The organism is Pseudomonas sp. S2_H10, from assembly GCF_054668285.1.
On record NZ_CP162754.1, the window covers coordinates 5,839,254 to 5,858,167 of the forward strand.

Sequence of the window (18,914 nt, forward strand, 5' to 3'; positions counted from 1 at the left end):
GTGCTCTGTCCTATGGGTCTGATGACATTACCCGAGCGCTGACAGCCACTCAAGGGCGCGTATGTGTATCGACGGCCCCTGCGGCAACAACCTGAAAACGGCTGTTTGAAAGGCGGGGCCTGGTAATGATGAATACGATGCCGAAACGCGGCACAGGTTCCAGGCAACTGATCGTCAGCACCCCGTGGATGTACGTCCTACCGCGGATTCAACTCGGTAGAGGCTGCCATTTTAGCCGGTTTCGCTTGGCCGTCGGAGGTCAGGAAACCGAAGTTTCTTTCCCGGTCGTTGCTGCCCGTTTCACTGTTTTTCCACTCGTAGATCGATGTCAGCGGGATATCGAGCTTCTTGACGTCGGCGATGAAGGTGCTGATTTTGCTGGCCTGCCCTTCGATCCCGCCGTTGGAGCTGAGGGAAGGCACACCCCATTCACTGATGACCCCCGGTAGATGGAAGTTTTGCTGAATAAACGCCTGGGTCTTGCTGATCTGCGCGCCGGACATGCCATAGGGGTGATAAGAGATCGCACTCAGGCATCGGGGGTATTCACTGACGATTTTCTTCAACGCCAATGCTGACGTCGTGCCGGCACTCGGTGGGCGGGCGAAGCCAAAGCCGATCAGCGGCGTCGATGGCGGTTTGTCCTGCAGCGAGTTGCACAGGGCACTCATGAACGGAACAAAGGTCGTGTCGAGATTTCGGGTTGGCCAGTACTTCGCCAGGTCCGGTTCGTTCCATATTTCAATGGCGACGAGCTGCGCGCCGTATGACTGCTCCAACCTTTTCACCGAACTGGCGAACGATTCGCCGGCAGCAACGAGTTCGCTGGTGTTGTCGGGGGCGGAGGTCAGCGCCTTGGTCGAGCGTACGGTCATCAGTACCGGCAGATCGGCGGACTTGGCTGCGGCGAAGGCATCGCTGATCTGCTTTTGATACGCCGCGCCGCCCAGGCTGTTGGTCCATACGCCAAAGCGCACGAATCCGAAGCCCGCGGCCTTGATCTGCTCGGCGTCGGTGGGGGAGAAGGTCTGGATCTTCACCTGGACACCGATGGTTTTGTTGGCGGCAAGCAGGGGGAACAAGTCACTGGCGTCAACCTGACTGGCTGCACCCAGCATTAACAGGGTTGAAGCGGTGAGCCGTTTGAAGCGTGCTGATTTCATGCCTGCACTCCTGGCGGGTAATGACATTTTCCAATGGTTGATTCGTTACTTTCATTTGGATGCTCGCGAGGGTGCCAAGTGCGCGAATGTTATTTTTTGTCAGGTAGTTGGTTCCGGAAAATCACAGTTATTTTTGGTCCGGTAATTCTGGTTGGGTGGCTTTTGGGGGCTGTGGTACTTAATGCACTTGTATTAACAGGGCGAATCTATTTCTCAGTGCCGCAAGGTCTTTTGGGTTCAGTAAAGCCCACTCGAAATGTTGGCATATTGATATTGCGCGGGAAAGTAACCTTGTTCAGAAAGATCCTTGTTGTCTGCGTGGGCAATATCTGCCGAAGTCCGACAGCAGAAACTTTGCTGCGTAACGCGCTGGCCCCTTCAGCGATCACGGTGACCTCGGCGGGTCTTGCCGCGCGGGTTGGCGAGGCCATGGAACCGTCGGCCCTCCAGGTTCTGGAAGACCACGGGCACAACGCCCAGGGGTTTAAAGCGCGGCAAATTACACCGGACATCGTCAATGAATCAGACTTGATTCTGGTCATGGAAAAAGAGCATGTAAAACAAGTACTGAAGATTGCCTCTCATGCCAGGGGCAAAGTGTTTCTGCTCGGTAAGTGGCAGAGCGAGCGAGAAATACAGGATCCGTATCGTCAAGGAAAGGCCGCTTTTATTCATGCCCATGCATTGATTGAAGATGCTGTTAGCTCATGGGCGCAGCGCCTCGGACATTGATGAACATTCTTCAGATCAGTGAATGGTAAGAACAGACTTATGCAGTTACCGTCAGTAATCGGCACCCGTGACAACGATCAAGACAGCATTGATCTTCTCGGCATATTTGGCAGTTTGATCGACCAGAAATGGTTGATCGGCGCGCTCACCGGTGCCTTCATGGCGACCGGCGTTGCCTATGCGGTTTTGGCGACTCCCGTGTACCTGGCGAACGCGCTGGTGCAGGTTGAACCGAAGAAGAACGACATGCTCGGGTTCTCCGATCTCAACAGCATGCTCGGCGGGCAATCGCCGTCGGTGACCGAAATCGGCATCATCAAGTCCCGCGCGGTGATCGGCAAAACGGTCGACGATCTTCGCCTTGATATCGACGTCACCCCCAAAACCTTCCCGGTCATTGGCGGTTTTCTTGCCCGGCGTTATCGCGGCGAGACCGAGTTCAGTGTCGCGGCGCCGCGTTTGGGCCTGAACAGCTACGCCTGGGGCGGAGAACGCCTGGAGATTAACCGGCTCAATCTGCCGAAAGAACTGCTGGGCAAGAAGCTCACGCTGGTCGCCGGCGAGCAGCATCGATTCCAGTTGTTCGATGAAAACGACAACTTGCTGGCCGAAGGCGTCGCAGGCGAAGCGTTCAAGCACGACGATGTAGAGGGGTTGATCGCTCAACTGTCGGCAAACCCCGGCACCCGCTTCGAAGTGGTGCGCAATCCACGGATCGTGACCATCCAGAGTTACCAGGATGCGCTGGATATTTCCGAACAAGGCAAGGAGTCGGGGATCATCCGTTTGGCCCTGGCCAGCACCGATGCGGCCGAGGCAGTGAAAATCCTCAATAAAATCGCTTCGTTGTATGTGCAGCAGAATGTGCAACGCACGTCGGCGGAAGCGGCGCAGAGTCTGGAGTTCCTGCAAGGCCAGTTGCCGCAGGTCAAGCGTGACCTGGCCAAGGCCAGCGATGCGCTCAACGGTTATCAAACCCGTGGCAAGACGGTCAACATTTCCCTCGAAACCCAATCGGTGCTGGAACAGGTTGTCAGTCTGGACACCCGTATCTCCGAACTGAAAATGCAACAGGCGGAGATGGATCGCAAGTTCACCAGGCAGCACCCGGCGTACCGTGCGCTGATGACCCAGATCGGCGAATTGACCCAGCAGCAGAAGGCGCTGGAGGGCAAGGCCCAGGACCTGCCTGCGACGCAACAGGAGCTGCTGAACCTGACCCGCGACGTGGAAGTGGCGTCGCAGATCTACACACAACTGCTGAACAAATCCCAGGAGCTGGACATCGTCCGGGCGGGGGCTGTGGGCAACGTGCGATTGGTCGACACCGCGGATGTCGACCTGACCAGCCCGGTCAAACCGAAAAAAGCCTTGATCGTTCTGATTGCCACCTTCCTCGGCGCCTTTTTCGGCGTTGCGCTGGTGTTGCTGCGTAAATCCCTGAGCCGGGGCCTGGAAGGTCCGGAGGCCATCGAGCAACTCGGCTTGCCGGTGTACGCGTCGATTCCCTACAGCGTCTTGCAACAGGAAGAGGACAGCAAAAAAGTTCGCGCCCGGGATGGGGCGGACAAGCCCGCGTACCTGTTGGCCCTGCGTAACCCGACGGACCTTTCCATCGAGTCGATCCGCAGTTTGCGCACCTGCCTGCACTTTGCGGGGCTGGATTCGACCAACAACCGGATCATGATTTCCGGTCCGAGCCCGCAGGTCGGCAAGACTTTCGTCTCCTCCAACCTCGCGGCGGTCATGGCGCAGAGCGGGCAGCGGGTGGTACTGATCGATGCCGACATGCGCAAAGGCCATCTGCACAAGACGCTGAACACACCGATCACCAATGGCTTGTCGGACCTGTTGGTCAAACGCTGCAACATCGAGCAGGCAATCAACAGAGTCGAAGTCGACAACCTGCATTTCATCAGTCGCGGGCAGGTCCCGCCCAATCCTTCCGAGCTGCTGATGCACGCCAACTTTCGTGAGCTGCTGGCGCAACTCAGCGAGCTGTATGACGTGGTGATCATCGACACGCCACCGCTGCTGGCGGTGACGGATGCGGCGATTGTCGGTCGCGAAGCGGGGATCAGCCTGATTGTCACGCGCTTCGGGGTGAACCCGGCCAAAGAGATCGAGCTGACGATTCGTCGATTCGCCCAGAACGGCATCGAGTTGAAGGGTGCGGTGTTCAACGGCGTCGAGAAGCGTGCGGCCAGCTATTACGGTAACGGCGGCTATTACAACTACGAATACGCGTCCGACAAATCCTGAGTGTCAGCGGTTGTCCTTTCATGTTTGAAGTGGGTGAGTTGTGAAAAAAATACTGCACGTGGCAGAGACGATCAAAGGTGGCGTCGCAACGGTGATCCGCACGATCTCGGTTTCACCCGAAGGCGACGCGGCAAACTATGAGCTGGTCTATCTGGTCCCGCAGGATCAGGAAAAGGAACTGCACGGGATTGCCGGGCAACAGATCCGCACCTTCACCCGGACTGGACGCAATGTGCCGTCGTTGCTGCGCTTCGCCTGGCGACTGACCCAGGTGATGCTCAAGGAAAAACCCGATGTCGTGCATTTGCACAGCACCTTTTCCGGGGTTATCGGACGTTGTGTGTGCGTGCTGTTGCGACCTTGGCGCAAGCCGAAGATCGTCTACTGCCCGCATGCTTTTTCGTTCCTGATGGAAAGCTCTCCGACCAAACAGAAAGCCTACGCGTGGATCGAGCGGGCACTGCAGAAGGTCACCGACGTGATCATCTGCGTCAGCCAGTACGAGCTCGACAAGGCCGCGCGATTCGGCATTGAGCGCAAGCGCATGAAGCTGATCTACAACGGCATTCATCACAAGGATGACGCGCCCAAAGCCAACAGTCCCGAGCCGATTCATCTGCTCTTTGTCGGCCGTCTCGATTATCAGAAAGGCTTCGACGTGCTGCTCAAGGCTTTCGCCAAAGTCCAGCGCAGTGATCTGAAACTGACGGTGGTTGGCAGCGCCGTGAACGAGGATTCGGTCGAGTGCCCGCCGATGGAAGGGGTTGAATACCTGCCGTGGGTGACGCCTGGCGAAGTCCAGGTGCTCTACCGCAAAGCCGATGCGTTGATCGTCCCGAGTCGCTGGGAAGGCTTTGCGATGGTGCCGCTCGAAGGCATGGCCATGGGCTTGCCGGTGATTGCCAGCAACTGCACGTCGCTACCCGAACTGGTCACCAACGAGGTGTCCGGCTACGTCTTCCCCAGTGGGGATCACCAGGCGCTGGCCGATGTGTTGACGATAATCCAGAAGCCGCGGTTGCTCGACCTCGGCAGCGAAGGGCGCAGCATCGTCCGCGAGCGCTTCAGCGCCGCGTTGATGATCCGCCAGACCTACGACCTGTATCGCGCCCCCACTTTTTAATTAGAACTCAAACATATGAACGTAACGATTTTGCATGGCTACAGTGCGTCCAACTCCGGTGACGGTCTGCTCGTGGATCTGGCCATTGCCCTGGTGCAGCGAAACTTTGGTGATGACACCTCGATCAGTGTCGTGGCCTCCGATCCAGAGTCCTTCAGTTACTTGCCGCACCCGCGTTTTGACGCGCCGGTCATGGCGGCCAAGGGACTGGGGAGGGTCAAGCAGGCAGTGTTCCTCAACCAGTCCTACGCCGGTCTTGCTGATCTGTTGAAGAAAACCGATTTGATCGTCGGCGTCGGTGGCGGCTACATGCGCTCCAAAAGCGCCTTCGAACACATCAAGTTGAAACTGGGCCACGCCAAGCAACTGGAAACGGCGATCCTCAGCAAAGTGCCGTCGGTGTACCTGCCGCAAAGCATCGGACCGTTCCACGGCGAGAGCAGCAAGATCGTCGAGCATTACGCCAGCGCCGATGCGGTGTTCGTGCGTGACAACAGGTCGTCGGCGATTTTCGATGCCTGTGAAAATGTCTACCGCGCGCCGGATCTGGCGGTCCAGTCATTGGCCAGCAAAATCCTCATGCAGCCCAAGTTCACCCGTTGCGCGTCATCGCCGGCAACGGTGTGTGTGGTGCTGCGCAAGCCGCCGGAGTGGAGCAAGGAAAAGAAGGTCGCCTACGTGGCGAACTTGAAGCTGCTGCTGCAACGCTTGAAGAACAAAAGCAAAGTGGTTTGCGCGGTCCAGAGCGCCGTTCGCGGCAACGATGACGGTGCGTTCTATCGCGAATTGGGCATTACCGAAGACCTGCTGCCGTTGAAGGCGACGCTGGCCAAATATCAGCCGGACCTGGTGATTTCCGTGCGCCTGCACGGCGCCATCGAATCGCTGCTGTCCGGCGTCCCGGCGTACCACATCAGCTATGAGCGCAAAGGTTTCGGCGCCTATCAGGACATGGGCGTGGAAGACTGGGTGATCAACGGCGGCGACATTAATGTCGACACCATCATCGACACGGTCTACGCGCCGAACGCACTGTCCAGTTTCGGCAAACGCCTGACCGACACTTGCCGCGAGATCGAGGCAAAAACCGTGGCCATGGACGACATCATCAAAGGTATCGTTCGATGATATTTCGGCTACTGCTTCGCGGCGGAGCATTGGGCGCGAAGTTTTTGCTGGTGCTGGCGATCACCCATTTCCTCGGTTATGAGGCGCTGGGTTTTTACGGCGTGGTGGTCGCCGCCTCGTTGATTGCGTCGAAGTTCTACAGCGTCGGCTTCAGTTCCGAAATCAATCGGTTGATCAGCGTCGGTGGCAGTTCGCGACGGGTCGTCGACAAGGTCCTGCTGCTGTACCTGGCTGTGGGGCTGTTGTTGTCGGTGGTGACGGTGTTGGTTTATTCGCTGTTCCAGGACGTCGAGGCAACGACCACGCTGATCCTCTGCGTGACCCTGGTTTTGCTCACGGAACATCTGTCGTTCGAAATCAACTCGTTCGTGTTTTCGGCGCAGAAAGCCACGGCGGGCGCGCTGCTGTTTTTCATCAAGACCGGCCTCTGGGCGCTGTTGGCGGTGGGCGGGATGATGCTCGGCTGGGTGTCCGGGATCGCCAGTGTGCTGTGGCTGTGGGTTGCGGCCAACGTGCTGGTGATCGTCGCCGGTTACCTGATTGTGGTGAACGTGCACAAGGGCCGGGTGAGCGGGTCGCTGGCCACGGCGACCGTGTGGAAGGCCGGGTTGCCGTTCTATCTCGGCACGGGCTTGATCGCGTTGAGTCAGTACGCCGAGCGCTTTCTGATTATCGACCTCGAGCCCTACGCCAGCCTTGGTAAGTACGTGTACGCCTGGTCGGCTGCCAATACCCTGCAGGCGCTGTCCTATGCGGTGGTGGCGGTGGTCGGCATTCCGGTGCTCGCCAAGCGTTTTCAGGCTGATCAACAGCCGTTCACGGTCCGGCAACTGTTCGTGAACAAATGGGTCATGCGCTCGCTGGTGGTGTCCGCCGCAGTGGCGGTGCTGATTTATCTGTTCTTCAACGTTGTGCTCGATTACGTCGCCACGACCGTGCCGCGTCCGGACAACGCGATCCTCGGCGTGCTGATTTTTTCCTTCGCCCTGCGTGCCATTGGCGACATCGTCTGGGGCGGTTTGATTGCCTCGAAGAACAGCCGGGTGTCACTGGCCAGTGCGGCAATCTGCTTGCTGGTTTCGGTGCCGGCCAGCTACCTGCTGATCAAGCACTATTCGATCTACGGCGCTGCCTGGGGCAACGTCTTTGCGATCATCGTGCAGCTCGGCGTGATTGCCGTGTTGACCCGTGTGACCCGGCCGAAGGGGGCTTTGGCATGGGGTTGAAGCTGCCGTGCATCGAGTTTCGAGGCAAGAGACTCGACTCGTCGATATCGTTCCTGATCCTGTTCACCGGGTTGTTTCTGTCAGTGGCCATGCCGCTGTTGGTCCCTCGCGATCCTGGCCCGGATGCCATGACCTTGTGGTCGTCCTACGCCCGTGCCGACAACTGCAATTTCTGGAACCCGTTCTCGCCGGATCGCTCTTCCTATGAGTGTTCGGCGTTTCTGCTGCGACCCACCGGGATCAATCTGACCAATGCCTGGGCGTACGGCATGTTCTGCAATTTTTTCCTCACGGCGATTCCGGTGGTGGTCTTCCGGCGCATGCCGCTGACGATTTTCGGCACGCTGTGTCTGTGGGGCATCGTTCGTTCGTTCTTCCTTGAAAACCTGACCAAGGAAATCATTGTGTCGGTGGCGGTGTTGAGCATTTTACTCAGCTCTTTGACGCGCAAGTATCGCGGCGGATTTTTCTTCTCGGCGGTGATCTACGGTGTGCTGATCCGGCCCTACTGGATTCTGTTTTCACTGTCCTGGGTCGGCGTCTGCGTGATGAAGAAGTATGTCTCGCGCCTCACCTTTTTCCTGATGCTGTTCTTGTTCTACCTGGCGGTCGCCATGGCGATCCAGGTGGCGCTCGGGTTTCCGGTGTCGTCGATTCGCGCCAGCAACAATGAACTGCGCACCGCGGGCGAAGAGGGCTCCAAGTCGTTGATCGTCTCGTGGCTCAGCGGCAGCGACTTTGTCTCGCAAGCGCTGGACTCGATGATCATTTTCTTCCGGCTGTCGTTCCCGGTGGAACTGATTTTGCTGTCGGGGCCGGGGCAGGTGATCTTCGTGGCGTTGATGATCTTGACCGCATTGCTGCTATTCAAAGTCATCACCTCGACCGATTACAAAGGCGCGCCGATCCAGACCAAGCCGAAGGAACTTATCGCGATTCCGCTGGCGTTCCTGCTGGTTCAAGGCCTGTTCGAGCCGGACTTCGGCTCCTTCGCCCGGCACTTCTCGATGGTGGTGCCGGTGTTGTTCGTCGGTCTGGGATTGATGTTGCGGGCGAACAAGCCGGTGCAGGTTGAATCAAGAATTCTGAATTGAGGCAGGTGCTTTATGTCGAGTAGGAAAAAGTCCCTGGAGATCGAAACCCTGCGTGGCCTGGCGTGCCTGCTGCTGGTGCTCTATCACGTCATCGGCCCGTTGGGCGGCGGCTTGAAAATAGACCTGGGCTCGCCGTTCCGGGTGATTGCCGACTCCATGGTGTACGTGCGGATGCCGCTGTTCACCTTTATCTCGGGCTACATTTACTCCATCTACAAAATACGCGGCAATGACTTTTCCGCGTTTTTCAGCGGCAAGGTGCGACGCTTGATCGTGCCGCTGTTTTGCGTGGGCGTGCCGTTCTCGGTGTTGCAGGCGGTGGGGCCGGGTGTGAACAAGGACGTCGGTGTGATCGACGCGTTGTTGTCGTTCTGGGTGCCGATCAACCACTTCTGGTTCCTGCAGGCGGTGTTCATCATTTTCATGTTCGTCGGCCTGCTGGAGTGGCGTGGTTTGCTGCGCTCGGCGACGCGCTTGTATCTGCTGTTTGCCTTTTCGGCGGTGTTGTTTTTGTTACCGCAGTTCAAGTTCGATGCGTTCGGCATTAATGGCGCGATCTACCTGCTACCGTTCTTTGTGGCGGGGATGATTGGCCAGGAAAATGTCGATGCGGTGAAACAACGGTTCAAGGTGATCGGGCCGTTGGTGTTTGTGTTGATCTCGCTGACGCTACTGTACGTGGCGGCGGTGGATCGCGAGTTGATCGTCGACCGCCGCAGCCTGATCGGTTTGACCGTGGGTTGCGTGTCCTGCATTGCGTTGCTGTCCAGTGACATGCGCTCGAAATGGCTGACCTGGCTCGGCGGGTATTCCTATGGGATTTTCCTGTTCCATGTGTTGTTTGCCGCCACTTCGCGGTTGGTCCTGGGGCGTTTGGGCGTGAAGGACGAAAGCCTTCTGGTGCTCGGTGGCTTGACGTGTGGCTTGCTGGGGCCGGTGGTTCTATCGATGGTTTTCAGTCGATTCAACTTCACCTCCGTGCTGTTCCTGGGTGAGCGTGCGGCGGCTAAAAAACCGCCGGCAAACGTCGCCCCGGTACCCCAGACCTGATGAGTGTTCGAGTGAAGGAAGCGATGCATGTTGGCAGTTGATGACGTCCAGCCTGTTGCGGCGTCAGTGGTCGAAGTCGGCGACGCTCGCGAACGGTTTGGCCAGTGGCGCGAAGGGAAGGGTGGGAAGGTCCTGTCGATCTCGGTGATCGGCGACAGCTATAGCGCCGGGCAGGATTTCTATCTGAACAAACTGGTACAGCGGCTGGCCGGGGAGACGGGTTTCGCCGGTCCCGGCTATGTCGGTTTCAACCATGGCGCGGCACTTGGCGGCACGCACTTCAAATACACCCGCAGCAGCGAAAAATACTTCGGCGGCGACTGGCAGGTGTCCGCCCTCGGCCAGGCCAGCCCCGATAGTCGCACCTTTACCGGAGGGCCCGGCGCCTGGCTGCAGATCGATGCCAATCCGACAGCGGCCATCAACACGGCTGTCTCCCTAGCCAAACTGCTCTACCTCGGCAATGGCGAACCCAATGAGGTTCGTTACCGCTGGGCACCGTCCCAATCCTGGCAGCCATTGACGCTCGCAGGCTCGGGGGTTCAGGAAGTGCCGCTGCCGGGCACCTCGGCAGCGACAAACTGGTCGTTCCGGCTGGAAGTGGTGAAAGGCGCGCCAACGCTCTTTGGCTTGTGGATGAGCAACGACCAGGGCGGCGTGCGGGTATCAAAGCTGGCGGCGTCCGGCGCGGCATCCGCTGACTTCTACCACAGCGATAGCCGTTGGCAGGCGCAGTGGAAGACGGTGGTGTCGAAGATTCCAGCTGACATCTACCTGATCATGCTGGGTGGCAACGACCAGGGTTTTGGCGTGAAGCCCGAGCAGTACCAGAAGAACATTCAGGGATTGGTGGGGATGGTCCGTGAGATTCAACCGGCGGCGAGCATCAACCTGATCCTGCGTCAGGACACGACGCGTTCCAGTGCTTACCCGATGTCGGCCTATGCGCAAGTCCTGGAACCCTGGGCACGCGAGCAGCATTTGGGTTACGCCAATCTGCAATGTGCATTCGGTACCGACGTCAAACGCTACACCGCCACCATGATCGGCCCGGACAAGATTCATCCGGTGCCGGCCACGGGTGGGCAAGTGATCGCTGATTACTTCTATCGTCTTCTTGTCGGTGGCAACTCCGGGGTATCAGCACAGGGCAGCCGATTCGAAGTGCTCCAGATGAGCGAGCAGCTCTGCGGTTTTAAGCGGCATCAGTTGCGTAGCGCAACGGGTCTCCACATTGATGATGATGGCCGGGTCATTGCAGCAAATGCGCACCCGGAATCGCCAGTCGCTGAAAATCACTTTCAGTCCATCGCGGTCATCGATTTCCAGCGCCTGCCCGCGGTAAAGCCTTTTCAGGTGAGCGAGGAGGGGATAGGGGTCGAGCATCGGCCGGCGGATGTCTCCGGAAGAGGGAAACATACCGATCCGTTCCACCAGCAGAGTGGGGCCGAGCCAGGATTCGTTGGCGCTCGGCAACCGCTGATGGCGCGATAACGAGGACATCACCCCGAGGTTGCCCACCTCCATTTCAATGTATGCCGAGAGTTTTTTAATGTTCATGGTTGGCCTGCCTGAAATGAAGAGTGGGCGTCGGGTGCTGGAGCCGTCTTAGCGGCCCTTGAGGTACACGTTTTCGTAGCAGAAGTTGGTCGCCTGCAAGTAACCCTCGGCGTCGCCGCAATCGAAGCGCAAACCCTTGAACTTGTAGGCCAGCACACAGCCGTTCTGCGCCTGTTTCATCAGCGCGTCGGTGATCTGGATCTCGCCACCTTTACCCGGTTCGGTGTCGGCGATCAGGTCGAAGATATCCGGCGTCAGAATGTAGCGGCCGATGATTGCCAGGTTCGATGGGGCGTCCTGTGGGGCCGGTTTTTCCACCATGTTGTTGACCCGGTAGATCCCGTCGGAGATCGGCTCGCCGGCAATCACGCCGTACTTGTGGGTCTGGTCGCGGGGGACTTCCTGGATGGCCACGATCGAGCAGCGGTATTTCTTGTACAGCTCGATCATTTGCGTGAGAACGCCATCACCTTCCAGGTTCAGGCACAGGTCATCGGCCAGTACCACGGCGAAGGGTTCGTCACCGATCAACGGACGGCCACTGAGAATGGCGTGGCCCAGGCCCTTCATTTCCACCTGACGGGTGTAGGAGAAGGTGCAGGTGTCGATGAGCTCGCGGGTTCCGGCCAGGAACTTCTCTTTCTCGGTGCCGCGAATCTGGTGCTCCAGTTCATAGCTGATGTCGAAGTGGTCTTCCAGCGCACGCTTGCCCCGCCCGGTGACGATCGCCATGTGTTGCAGGCCGGCGTCCCGTGCTTCTTCGACGGCGTACTCGATCAATGGCTTGTTGACGATCGGCAGCATTTCCTTGGGCATGGCTTTGGTCGCTGGCAAGAAACGAGTGCCATAGCCGGCAGCGGGGAACAAACATTTACGAATCATAAAAGTATCCTGGACAGTCATAGAACACGGACAACGGGTGCGCGCAATAACGAGTGATTGCAAGTTTCAATGTTTATTGAAGGCTTACTTTAATACCTGAGTATGGCCGCTAGTGGCAAATAGCAATGTGCGGATAACGCGACAATGTTATGAGATGTCGGGTTGATAGTTGTTGGTTATTTTTAGTCGGTATCTGTTGATAGTGGTGCGTGCGTCGGAATGCTAATAAGTATCCCGCAATACAGTTTGGTCTGAAAAAATATTTATTGCTAGTCGTTGAACTAATTTTGTTTTGGGTTGTTGTCGCTCTTATTTGTGTGGTTCAGCACACACCTTTAACAAGAGGCGCTTGACGAGCAACTTCGCACCTTTCCCACTATGGACCGCGCTATGAAAATTCTGGTAACGGGTGGAGCTGGATATATCGGTTCGCACACCACGCTCGCACTGCTTGAGGCAGGCTATGAAGTTGTTGTGCTGGATAATCTTTGCAACAGCAGCGATGCGGCATTGCACGCGGTGGAAGTCATTTGCGGCAAGAGTGCGCTGATGATTCGCGGCGATGTGTGCGATCGGGCCTTGCTGGACCGGATTTTCCAGCAGCATGCCATCGATGCTGTCCTGCATTTTGCCGGTCTCAAGGCTGTGGGCGAGAGCGTGCGCAAGCCGCTTGAGTATTACGAGACCAACGTCAGCGGCAGCATCACGCTGTGTCAGGCGATGGCCGCTGCCGGGGTGTTTCGCCTGGTGTTCAGTTCGTCGGCCACGGTCTACGGCGAGCCGGAGCAGATGCCGATCCGCGAGGATTTCCCCACGGGCAACCCGACCAATCCCTACGGTCAATCCAAGCTGATCGTCGAAAATGTGCTGCGTGACCTGAGCCTGGCCGAGCCGCGCTGGAGCATCGCGTTGTTGCGTTACTTCAACCCGATCGGCGCGCATGACAGCGGCCATCTGGGCGAAGACCCGAGCGGCATTCCGAATAACCTGGTGCCCTACATCAGCCAGGTGGCGGTTGGCAGCCTGCAAGAGTTGTCGATCTTCGGTAACGACTACCCCACGGTCGACGGCACCGGGGTGCGCGACTACATCCACGTCGTGGACCTGGCGGACGGCCATCTCAAGGCCTTGCAGTCCATCGCCGGGCGCACCGGCATTCATACCTGGAACCTGGGCACGGGCGACGGCTACAGCGTGTTGCAAGTACTGCGGGCGTTCGAGCAGGCCTGCGGTCAGCCGGTGCCCTATCGGATGATGCCGCGTCGCTCGGGTGATATCGCCGAGAGCTGGGCCGATCCTTCCAAGGCGGAGAAAGAGCTGGGCTGGAAGGCTACGCGCAACTTGCAGGACATGGTCATTGATACCTGGCGCTGGCAATCGAATCACCCCAAAGGCTACCTGGGATGATGGCGTTTTAGCCTAACGTTATTTTCGGTCGGGTTGTTAGATGTTGTCGGGAAAATACACTGGCTATGCCTTTTGCAAGTCCGTAGATATAAACCTGCCGTTCGACTTTTATTAGTTGGGTAAGACTGTGAAAGAACGACGGATCTTGTCCGCACTTTTCGCGGGCTTGAACTCTACCACCTCTAACGCACTACCCGATTTCGATCAGGTCGAATGTTAGAAAGGAGTTGATATGAAGAAAGTGATGGCAATTGCCCTGTTGACGATGTTGAGCAACTGGGCGTCCGCGGTAGAAGCGCCGCTTACAACTGCGACCAATGTATTGGGTAGCGTGGCGGCGACTCAAGCCACTGCAGCCAGTACTGCAATGGTCGCCAGTGCTGTAGCAGCGTCCAACAGTGGTGGAAGTGCAAACGGCGGTACGACGGGTACGACAGGTACCACGGGTACAACCGGTACGCACAACTAACTGAAACATCTGTTGGTGCAGTACAAGGTCGCCCGATGCAAATCGGGTGACTTTGTTTTGAGATTCGCCCTTGAATAGCGTAGTGCCATTATGACTCGTAGTTTTTCTCTTTTAATGTTGGCAAGCATCGCTTTACAAGGTTGCATGTTTTCCCCCGGCCAATACCTGAGCACCAGTGATATCACACGCCAGGGCGCCAGTGAGAGCAGCCGGGTCGAGCTCATTCCGATCACGCCCAAGCTCATCGCCATGAACAGGGCCACGCAAAAGCGTGAGTCCGTGCCGACGGAACTGTTGGCGGCACCGGCCGAGTACCGCATCGGCAGTAACGATGTCCTGTACATCACGGTCTGGGATCACCCGGAGCTGACCGCACCCTCCGGCGCGCAACAGCAGATTGATGCCAACGGTCGCCTGGTTCGGGCCGATGGCACGCTGTACTACCCGTTTATCAAAGAGGTGCAGGCGGCCGGTAAGACCGTCCAGCAACTGCGATCGGACATCGAAGAAAGGTTGTCGGCCTTCATCGCGGACCCGCAGGTGGATGTCGCCGTGTTGCGCTTTTCCAGTCAGAAAGTCGTGGTCACGGGCGCCGTTTCGAAGGCCGGTCCGCAAGCGATTTCCACCAACCCGCTCAGTGTGGTCGAGGCCCTCGGTTCTGCCGGTATCGATACGACGAGTGCGGACTTGTCCGGTCTGTTGCTGACGCGAAACGGGCGGGTCTACACGCTCAATCTCGACACGCTCAACCAGCCGGATTCCGAGTTGCAGAACGTCTACCTCAAGGGTGGCGATCAGTTGTATCTGCCGTACAACGACAAAAAGCGCATCTACGTCATGGGTGAGGTCAACCAGCCCCGCGCACTGAGCTTCAAGACTGCCACCATGAACCTGTCCGATGTGCTGGGCTCGGTCGGCGGATTGAGTCAGACCACCTCCAACGGTAACGCCGTGTACGTGATCAGGGGGTTGAAAACCTCGATGTCGAACCGGCGAAGGTCTACCAACTGCAAGCAGAATCACCGACCGCCATGGCGCTGGCCACGCACTTTGAAGTACGTCCCCAGGACGTTGTCTACGTCGGTCCTGCCAACGTGACTCGCTGGAATCGCTTCGTCAGCCAATTGGTGCCGTCGGCGGCGATTGTCGGTTCGGGCGCTTCCGCGGCGAAGAACATGAGTGAAGTCAGCAGCAACAGCAATTAAGGCCGGGTCCGATCGTGAGAACGTTGAATGTTGGCGTCTGCTTGATAGCGGCCTTGATGTTGTGTGGCTGTAACCCGCTGATGGTTGCTTCGATGACCAACCTCAAATCGGCGGTGGCGGGCCCGGATGAGCTGGACGTGACGGCGGCCCAGGTGGCGGATGTGCGCTTTCCCCAGCTCAAGCTGACCACGCCGTCCGGTTCCGGCGTGCTGGCGCTGGTGCGTGAGCGCGGCGACCTGCAGTTCTGGGTCGCGTCCGGCAAACAGGTTCTGCTCATGCGCGACGGTCTCGCGGTGCGCAGCATCGGCCTGGGCCTGGGCGGTGATCTGGACGGGACGCGCCTCGCTGACGTCTCGCCCTTCAAGCAAGGCCTCCATCAAGTACCGGATGGCTACACCAGCAAGCGCTGGATCGATCTCTACCAGGGCCAGGAAGTCGGGGTGACCTTGAACAGTCGCTTCTTCCGCAAATCCATGGAAACCCTGGAAATCCTCAACAAGGAATATGCCGTGCTACGTGTCGATGAGCAGATTGACGCGCCGGCCATCGGCCTGCGTGCGACCAATCGTTACTGGGTCGATCCCGTTGACGGTTTCATTGTGCAGAGTGAGCAGCAACTGACCTCGCAGCTGCGGGTCAAGATCGTGCAACTGACCCCTGACCGCAGGCATGCCCGGTGAAGCGGGTCAGGGCTCTATCGGCATGCCTGCTGTTCATCGCCGGCGCCTGCCATGCAACGGTCACCGTCACCGGTGATGTTGCCAATCCGGGGGCGGTCGAGCTGCCGGCGGGCGGGCGATTGCTGGACGTGATCAGCGTGGCACAGCCCAATGCCGAGAGTTACTGGTTGGCGGGCGTATTGCTGCGTCAGTCCCTGGTCGAGCAACAGACCCGGCTCAAGGTCGGGGTGCTGTTTGATCTGGACGTGCTGCAGCGCATGGCCGTGCTTTTCGACAGGCCGAGCCGGGCTGCCCTGGCGGTGCGGTTGGCCGAGCAAGTCAGGCGCATGCCGGTCACTGGGCGCCAGGTGGCTGTCCTGGACCCGGTCGCCGTGGAAGTCGGGTTTGCCCGCAACATTCGCCTGGACGACGGCGATCGCCTCATCTACCCGTTGCGGGTCGACGAAGTCGAGGTGCTCGGCGCTGTCGCCGAGTCGTGTCGGTTGCCCTATCAAGCGCTGCAAGAGGCCCGCGATTACCTGCAGGGTTGCACACCGCTTGTCGATGCGGACGCCGATTACCTGTGGTTGATCCAGCCCAACGGCGTCACCCGGCGCGTCGGCATTGCCCACTGGAATCGCGAGAGCGGGCAGATACCTGCCGCCGGCAGCAAGATTCTGGTCCCGGTCAAAAGCGATGACCTTGATCCGCCTATCCCTGAACTGAATCAGCAGTTGGCCGAATTTATTGCCACGCAGCTGGCTGAGGTGGTTCGTTGAATTTACGTTTTGCAGCCGTATTGTTATTGCCGTGTGGTCTGGCTCATGCAGAACCACGCATTACCCAGAATGATTTCGGTGGCGCAGGCTTGTTACAAACGCCGACGGCGCGCATGGCGCCGGCCGGTGAGTTGAGTCTGAATGCCAACCGCACCGACCCCTATAGTCGCTACAGCGTTTCACTTCAGCCATTTGAGTGGCTGGAAGGCTCGTTTCGCTACACCGCGATCACCAACCGCCCTTACGGCCCTGAATCGCTGAGTGGCAGCCAGAGCTACAAGGACAAGGCGGTCGACCTCAAGGCCCGCCTGTGGGAAGAAAGCCATTGGGCGCCCGAGGTGGCCGTGGGCTTCCGGGACATCGGTGGTACAGGCCTGTTCTCCAGTGAATTCGTGGTGGCCAACAAGCGCTACGACAATCTTGATTTCAGCGCCGGCATTGCCTGGGGTTACCTGGGCAACCGCGGTGACTTCGAAAACCCGCTGGGCTACATCAGTGATCGCTTCAAGACCCGGCCCGACAGCGAGGGCACCGGTGATGTCAACGCCGGGGCCTATTTTCGCGGCAGCCCTTCCTTTTTCGGCGGCGTGAGCTATCAGACGCCCTGGGATCGGCTCAGTCTGAAACTCGAATACGAAGGCAACGATTACAAGCACGAGCCGAAGGACAACGAGATCAAGCAGGACTCGCCGATCAACCTCGGCGCGGTGTTCAAGCTGACTGACTCGATCGACGTCAGCGCGGCCTGGGAGCGCGGCAACACGGCGATGTTCGGTGTCACTTTCCATACCAACTTTGTCAGCCGCAAGGCGCCGGCGAAGACGTTCGACCCGCCGGCTGAACCCTTGCCAGTGAAAGCGCCAAGCACCGGGATGGATCAGGTCAACTGGGCCGATGTGTCCCGGCGCCTGCAGCAAAATGCCGGGTACAAGGTCGAGCGCATCAGCCAGCGCGATTCCGAGTTGATCGTGTATGGCGAGCAGCAGCGTTACTTCCATTCGGCCAAGGCCGTTGGCCGGGCGAGCCGGATTCTGGACAACAGCGTCAACGACGATATCGACTGGTTCACCGTAGTGAACAAGCGCTACGACTTGCCCCTCGAAGAAACCAGCGTGCCACGGCAAACCTTCCGCGAAGTGATCAACAACGAGGAGCCGCTGCAAACGCTGCACCGCACCACCGAAATCAACCCGGCGATGCCGCACAACGAGAAAACCCTCTACACCGAAGCGATGCAGCCATTCGCTTATGGCGTCGGACTGGGCTTCAAGCAGAACGTCGGTGGCCCCGATGGCTTGCTCTATCAGTTCAGTGCCGACGCGGACGCCGAGTACCGCTTCAACCGCAACACCTGGTGGAGCGGCTTGCTCAGTGCCAACCTGATCAACAACTTCGACAAGTTCACCTATGACGCACCCAGCGGCTTGCCCCGCGTGCGCACGGACTTGCGCCAGTACATGACCACGTCCGACGTCACCATGCCGTTGTTCCAGTTCAGCCATGCCGAACAGTTGGACAAGGACCTGTATGGCATGGTCTACGGTGGCTACCTGGAGTCGATGTTTGCCGGCGTCGGGGGCGAGGTGCTGTTCCGTCCGACCGGCGAGCGCTGGTCGGTGGGCGCGGACCTGAACTACGTCCGCCAGCGTGAGTTCGACCAAGGGTTTGGCTTGCGTGATTATTCAGTGGTAACCGGCCACATCACCGGCTACACCGACTTGCCCTACGATACGCTGGCAGCCGTCAGCGTCGGGCGTTACCTGGCAGGCGACTGGGGCGGCACGCTGGATATCTCGCGAGAGTTTTCCAACGGGGTACGGTTTGGCGCCTGGGCAACGATCACCACCGCAACCGGTGCTGAATACGGCGAAGGTAGTTTCGACAAAGGCATCTACCTGTCCATTCCGTTCGACGAACTGATGAGCATGTCGACCATGCGTCGCGCCAACCTCGTCTGGTCGCCACTGACCCGGGACGGCGGTGCACGGCTCAATCGCAGCTACCAGTTGCACTCCATGACCGACAGTCGCGACGACGACATGTTCTATCGCAACTTCGAGAAGATCACCGAGTAACCTGCAGGAGCGAGCCTGCTCGCGATGACGTCGGTACATTCAGCATTGATGTTGACGGACCCAACGCCTTCGCGAGCAGGCTAGCTCCTACAGTGGTTTT

15 protein-coding genes and 2 pseudogenes are annotated in these 18,914 nt (G+C 58.5%); 14 read left to right on the top strand and 3 right to left on the bottom strand.

Annotated elements, in window-relative coordinates:
- Positions 1 to 197 precede the first annotated feature (197 nt).
- Positions 198 to 1,163 (bottom strand): glycosyl hydrolase family 5, encoded by a 966-nt coding sequence (locus AB4O16_RS26320; RefSeq protein ID WP_460156182.1) that lies wholly within the window; start codon positions 1,161 to 1,163, stop codon positions 198 to 200.
- 291 nt (positions 1,164 to 1,454) lie between these two features.
- On the opposite strand from AB4O16_RS26320, the gene AB4O16_RS26325 reads away from it, so the two are divergent.
- From AB4O16_RS26325 to AB4O16_RS26360, 8 genes and pseudogenes are all read left to right on the top strand, one after another.
- Positions 1,455 to 1,895 carry a low molecular weight protein-tyrosine-phosphatase gene (locus tag AB4O16_RS26325; protein ID WP_046038070.1) on the top strand — a complete coding sequence of 147 codons (441 nt, stop codon included), beginning with the start codon at positions 1,455 to 1,457 and terminating at the stop codon, positions 1,893 to 1,895.
- Positions 1,896 to 1,934: 39 nt separating this feature from the next.
- The gene (locus AB4O16_RS26330; RefSeq protein ID WP_460156183.1) at positions 1,935 to 4,157 is read left to right on the top strand and encodes a polysaccharide biosynthesis tyrosine autokinase; all 2,223 of its coding nucleotides are present in this window, start codon (positions 1,935 to 1,937) and stop codon (positions 4,155 to 4,157) included.
- Positions 4,158 to 4,197: 40 nt separating this feature from the next.
- Positions 4,198 to 5,280, top strand: a complete 1,083-nt coding sequence (locus tag AB4O16_RS26335; RefSeq protein ID WP_460156184.1) for a glycosyltransferase — start codon at positions 4,198 to 4,200, stop codon at positions 5,278 to 5,280.
- Positions 5,281 to 5,295: 15 nt separating this feature from the next.
- Positions 5,296 to 6,408 (top strand): polysaccharide pyruvyl transferase family protein, encoded by a 1,113-nt coding sequence (locus AB4O16_RS26340; protein WP_160388858.1) that lies wholly within the window; start codon positions 5,296 to 5,298, stop codon positions 6,406 to 6,408.
- Positions 6,405 to 7,634 (top strand): MATE family efflux transporter, encoded by a 1,230-nt coding sequence (locus AB4O16_RS26345; protein ID WP_160388859.1) that lies wholly within the window; start codon positions 6,405 to 6,407, stop codon positions 7,632 to 7,634. Before AB4O16_RS26340 ends, AB4O16_RS26345 begins: the two co-directional genes overlap by 4 nt.
- Entirely contained in the window at positions 7,625 to 8,728 is a 1,104-nt protein-coding gene (locus AB4O16_RS26350; RefSeq protein ID WP_460156185.1) for a hypothetical protein, read from the top strand. Before AB4O16_RS26345 ends, AB4O16_RS26350 begins: the two co-directional genes overlap by 10 nt.
- Before the next feature lie 12 nt (positions 8,729 to 8,740).
- On the top strand, positions 8,741 to 9,778 hold the full coding sequence (locus AB4O16_RS26355; protein WP_460156186.1) for an acyltransferase family protein: 1,038 nt from the start codon (positions 8,741 to 8,743) through the stop codon (positions 9,776 to 9,778).
- 27 nt (positions 9,779 to 9,805) lie between these two features.
- A pseudogene (locus AB4O16_RS26360) lies at positions 9,806 to 10,912 on the top strand (SGNH/GDSL hydrolase family protein); the annotation flags it as partial.
- A gap of 6 nt (positions 10,913 to 10,918) precedes the next feature.
- Here AB4O16_RS26360 and AB4O16_RS26365 read toward each other — a convergent pair.
- The gene (locus AB4O16_RS26365; RefSeq protein WP_256678329.1) at positions 10,919 to 11,338 is read right to left on the bottom strand and encodes a mannose-1-phosphate guanylyltransferase; all 420 of its coding nucleotides are present in this window, start codon (positions 11,336 to 11,338) and stop codon (positions 10,919 to 10,921) included.
- A gap of 48 nt (positions 11,339 to 11,386) precedes the next feature.
- Positions 11,387 to 12,220 (bottom strand): UTP--glucose-1-phosphate uridylyltransferase GalU, encoded by an 834-nt coding sequence (gene galU, locus AB4O16_RS26370; RefSeq protein ID WP_160388862.1) that lies wholly within the window; start codon positions 12,218 to 12,220, stop codon positions 11,387 to 11,389.
- A gap of 390 nt (positions 12,221 to 12,610) precedes the next feature.
- On the opposite strand from galU, the gene galE reads away from it, so the two are divergent.
- From galE to AB4O16_RS26400, 6 genes and pseudogenes are all read left to right on the top strand, one after another.
- Positions 12,611 to 13,627 (top strand): UDP-glucose 4-epimerase GalE, encoded by a 1,017-nt coding sequence (gene galE, locus AB4O16_RS26375; RefSeq protein WP_160388863.1) that lies wholly within the window; start codon positions 12,611 to 12,613, stop codon positions 13,625 to 13,627.
- 232 nt (positions 13,628 to 13,859) lie between these two features.
- Positions 13,860 to 14,096 (top strand): hypothetical protein, encoded by a 237-nt coding sequence (locus tag AB4O16_RS26380; RefSeq protein ID WP_160388864.1) that lies wholly within the window; start codon positions 13,860 to 13,862, stop codon positions 14,094 to 14,096.
- A 90-nt stretch (positions 14,097 to 14,186) separates the two neighbouring features.
- Positions 14,187 to 15,301 (top strand): annotated as a pseudogene (locus AB4O16_RS26385) (polysaccharide biosynthesis/export family protein).
- A 14-nt stretch (positions 15,302 to 15,315) separates the two neighbouring features.
- A complete protein-coding gene (locus AB4O16_RS26390) occupies positions 15,316 to 15,981 on the top strand; it encodes a YjbF family lipoprotein (RefSeq protein ID WP_460156187.1) in 666 nt (221 codons plus the stop codon).
- Positions 15,978 to 16,739 carry a capsule biosynthesis GfcC family protein gene (locus AB4O16_RS26395; protein WP_160388867.1) on the top strand — a complete coding sequence of 254 codons (762 nt, stop codon included), beginning with the start codon at positions 15,978 to 15,980 and terminating at the stop codon, positions 16,737 to 16,739. The genes AB4O16_RS26390 and AB4O16_RS26395 overlap by 4 nt, the downstream gene beginning before the upstream one ends.
- Positions 16,736 to 18,814, top strand: a complete 2,079-nt coding sequence (locus AB4O16_RS26400) for a YjbH domain-containing protein (protein WP_460156188.1) — start codon at positions 16,736 to 16,738, stop codon at positions 18,812 to 18,814. The genes AB4O16_RS26395 and AB4O16_RS26400 overlap by 4 nt, the downstream gene beginning before the upstream one ends.
- Positions 18,815 to 18,914 lie beyond the last annotated feature (100 nt).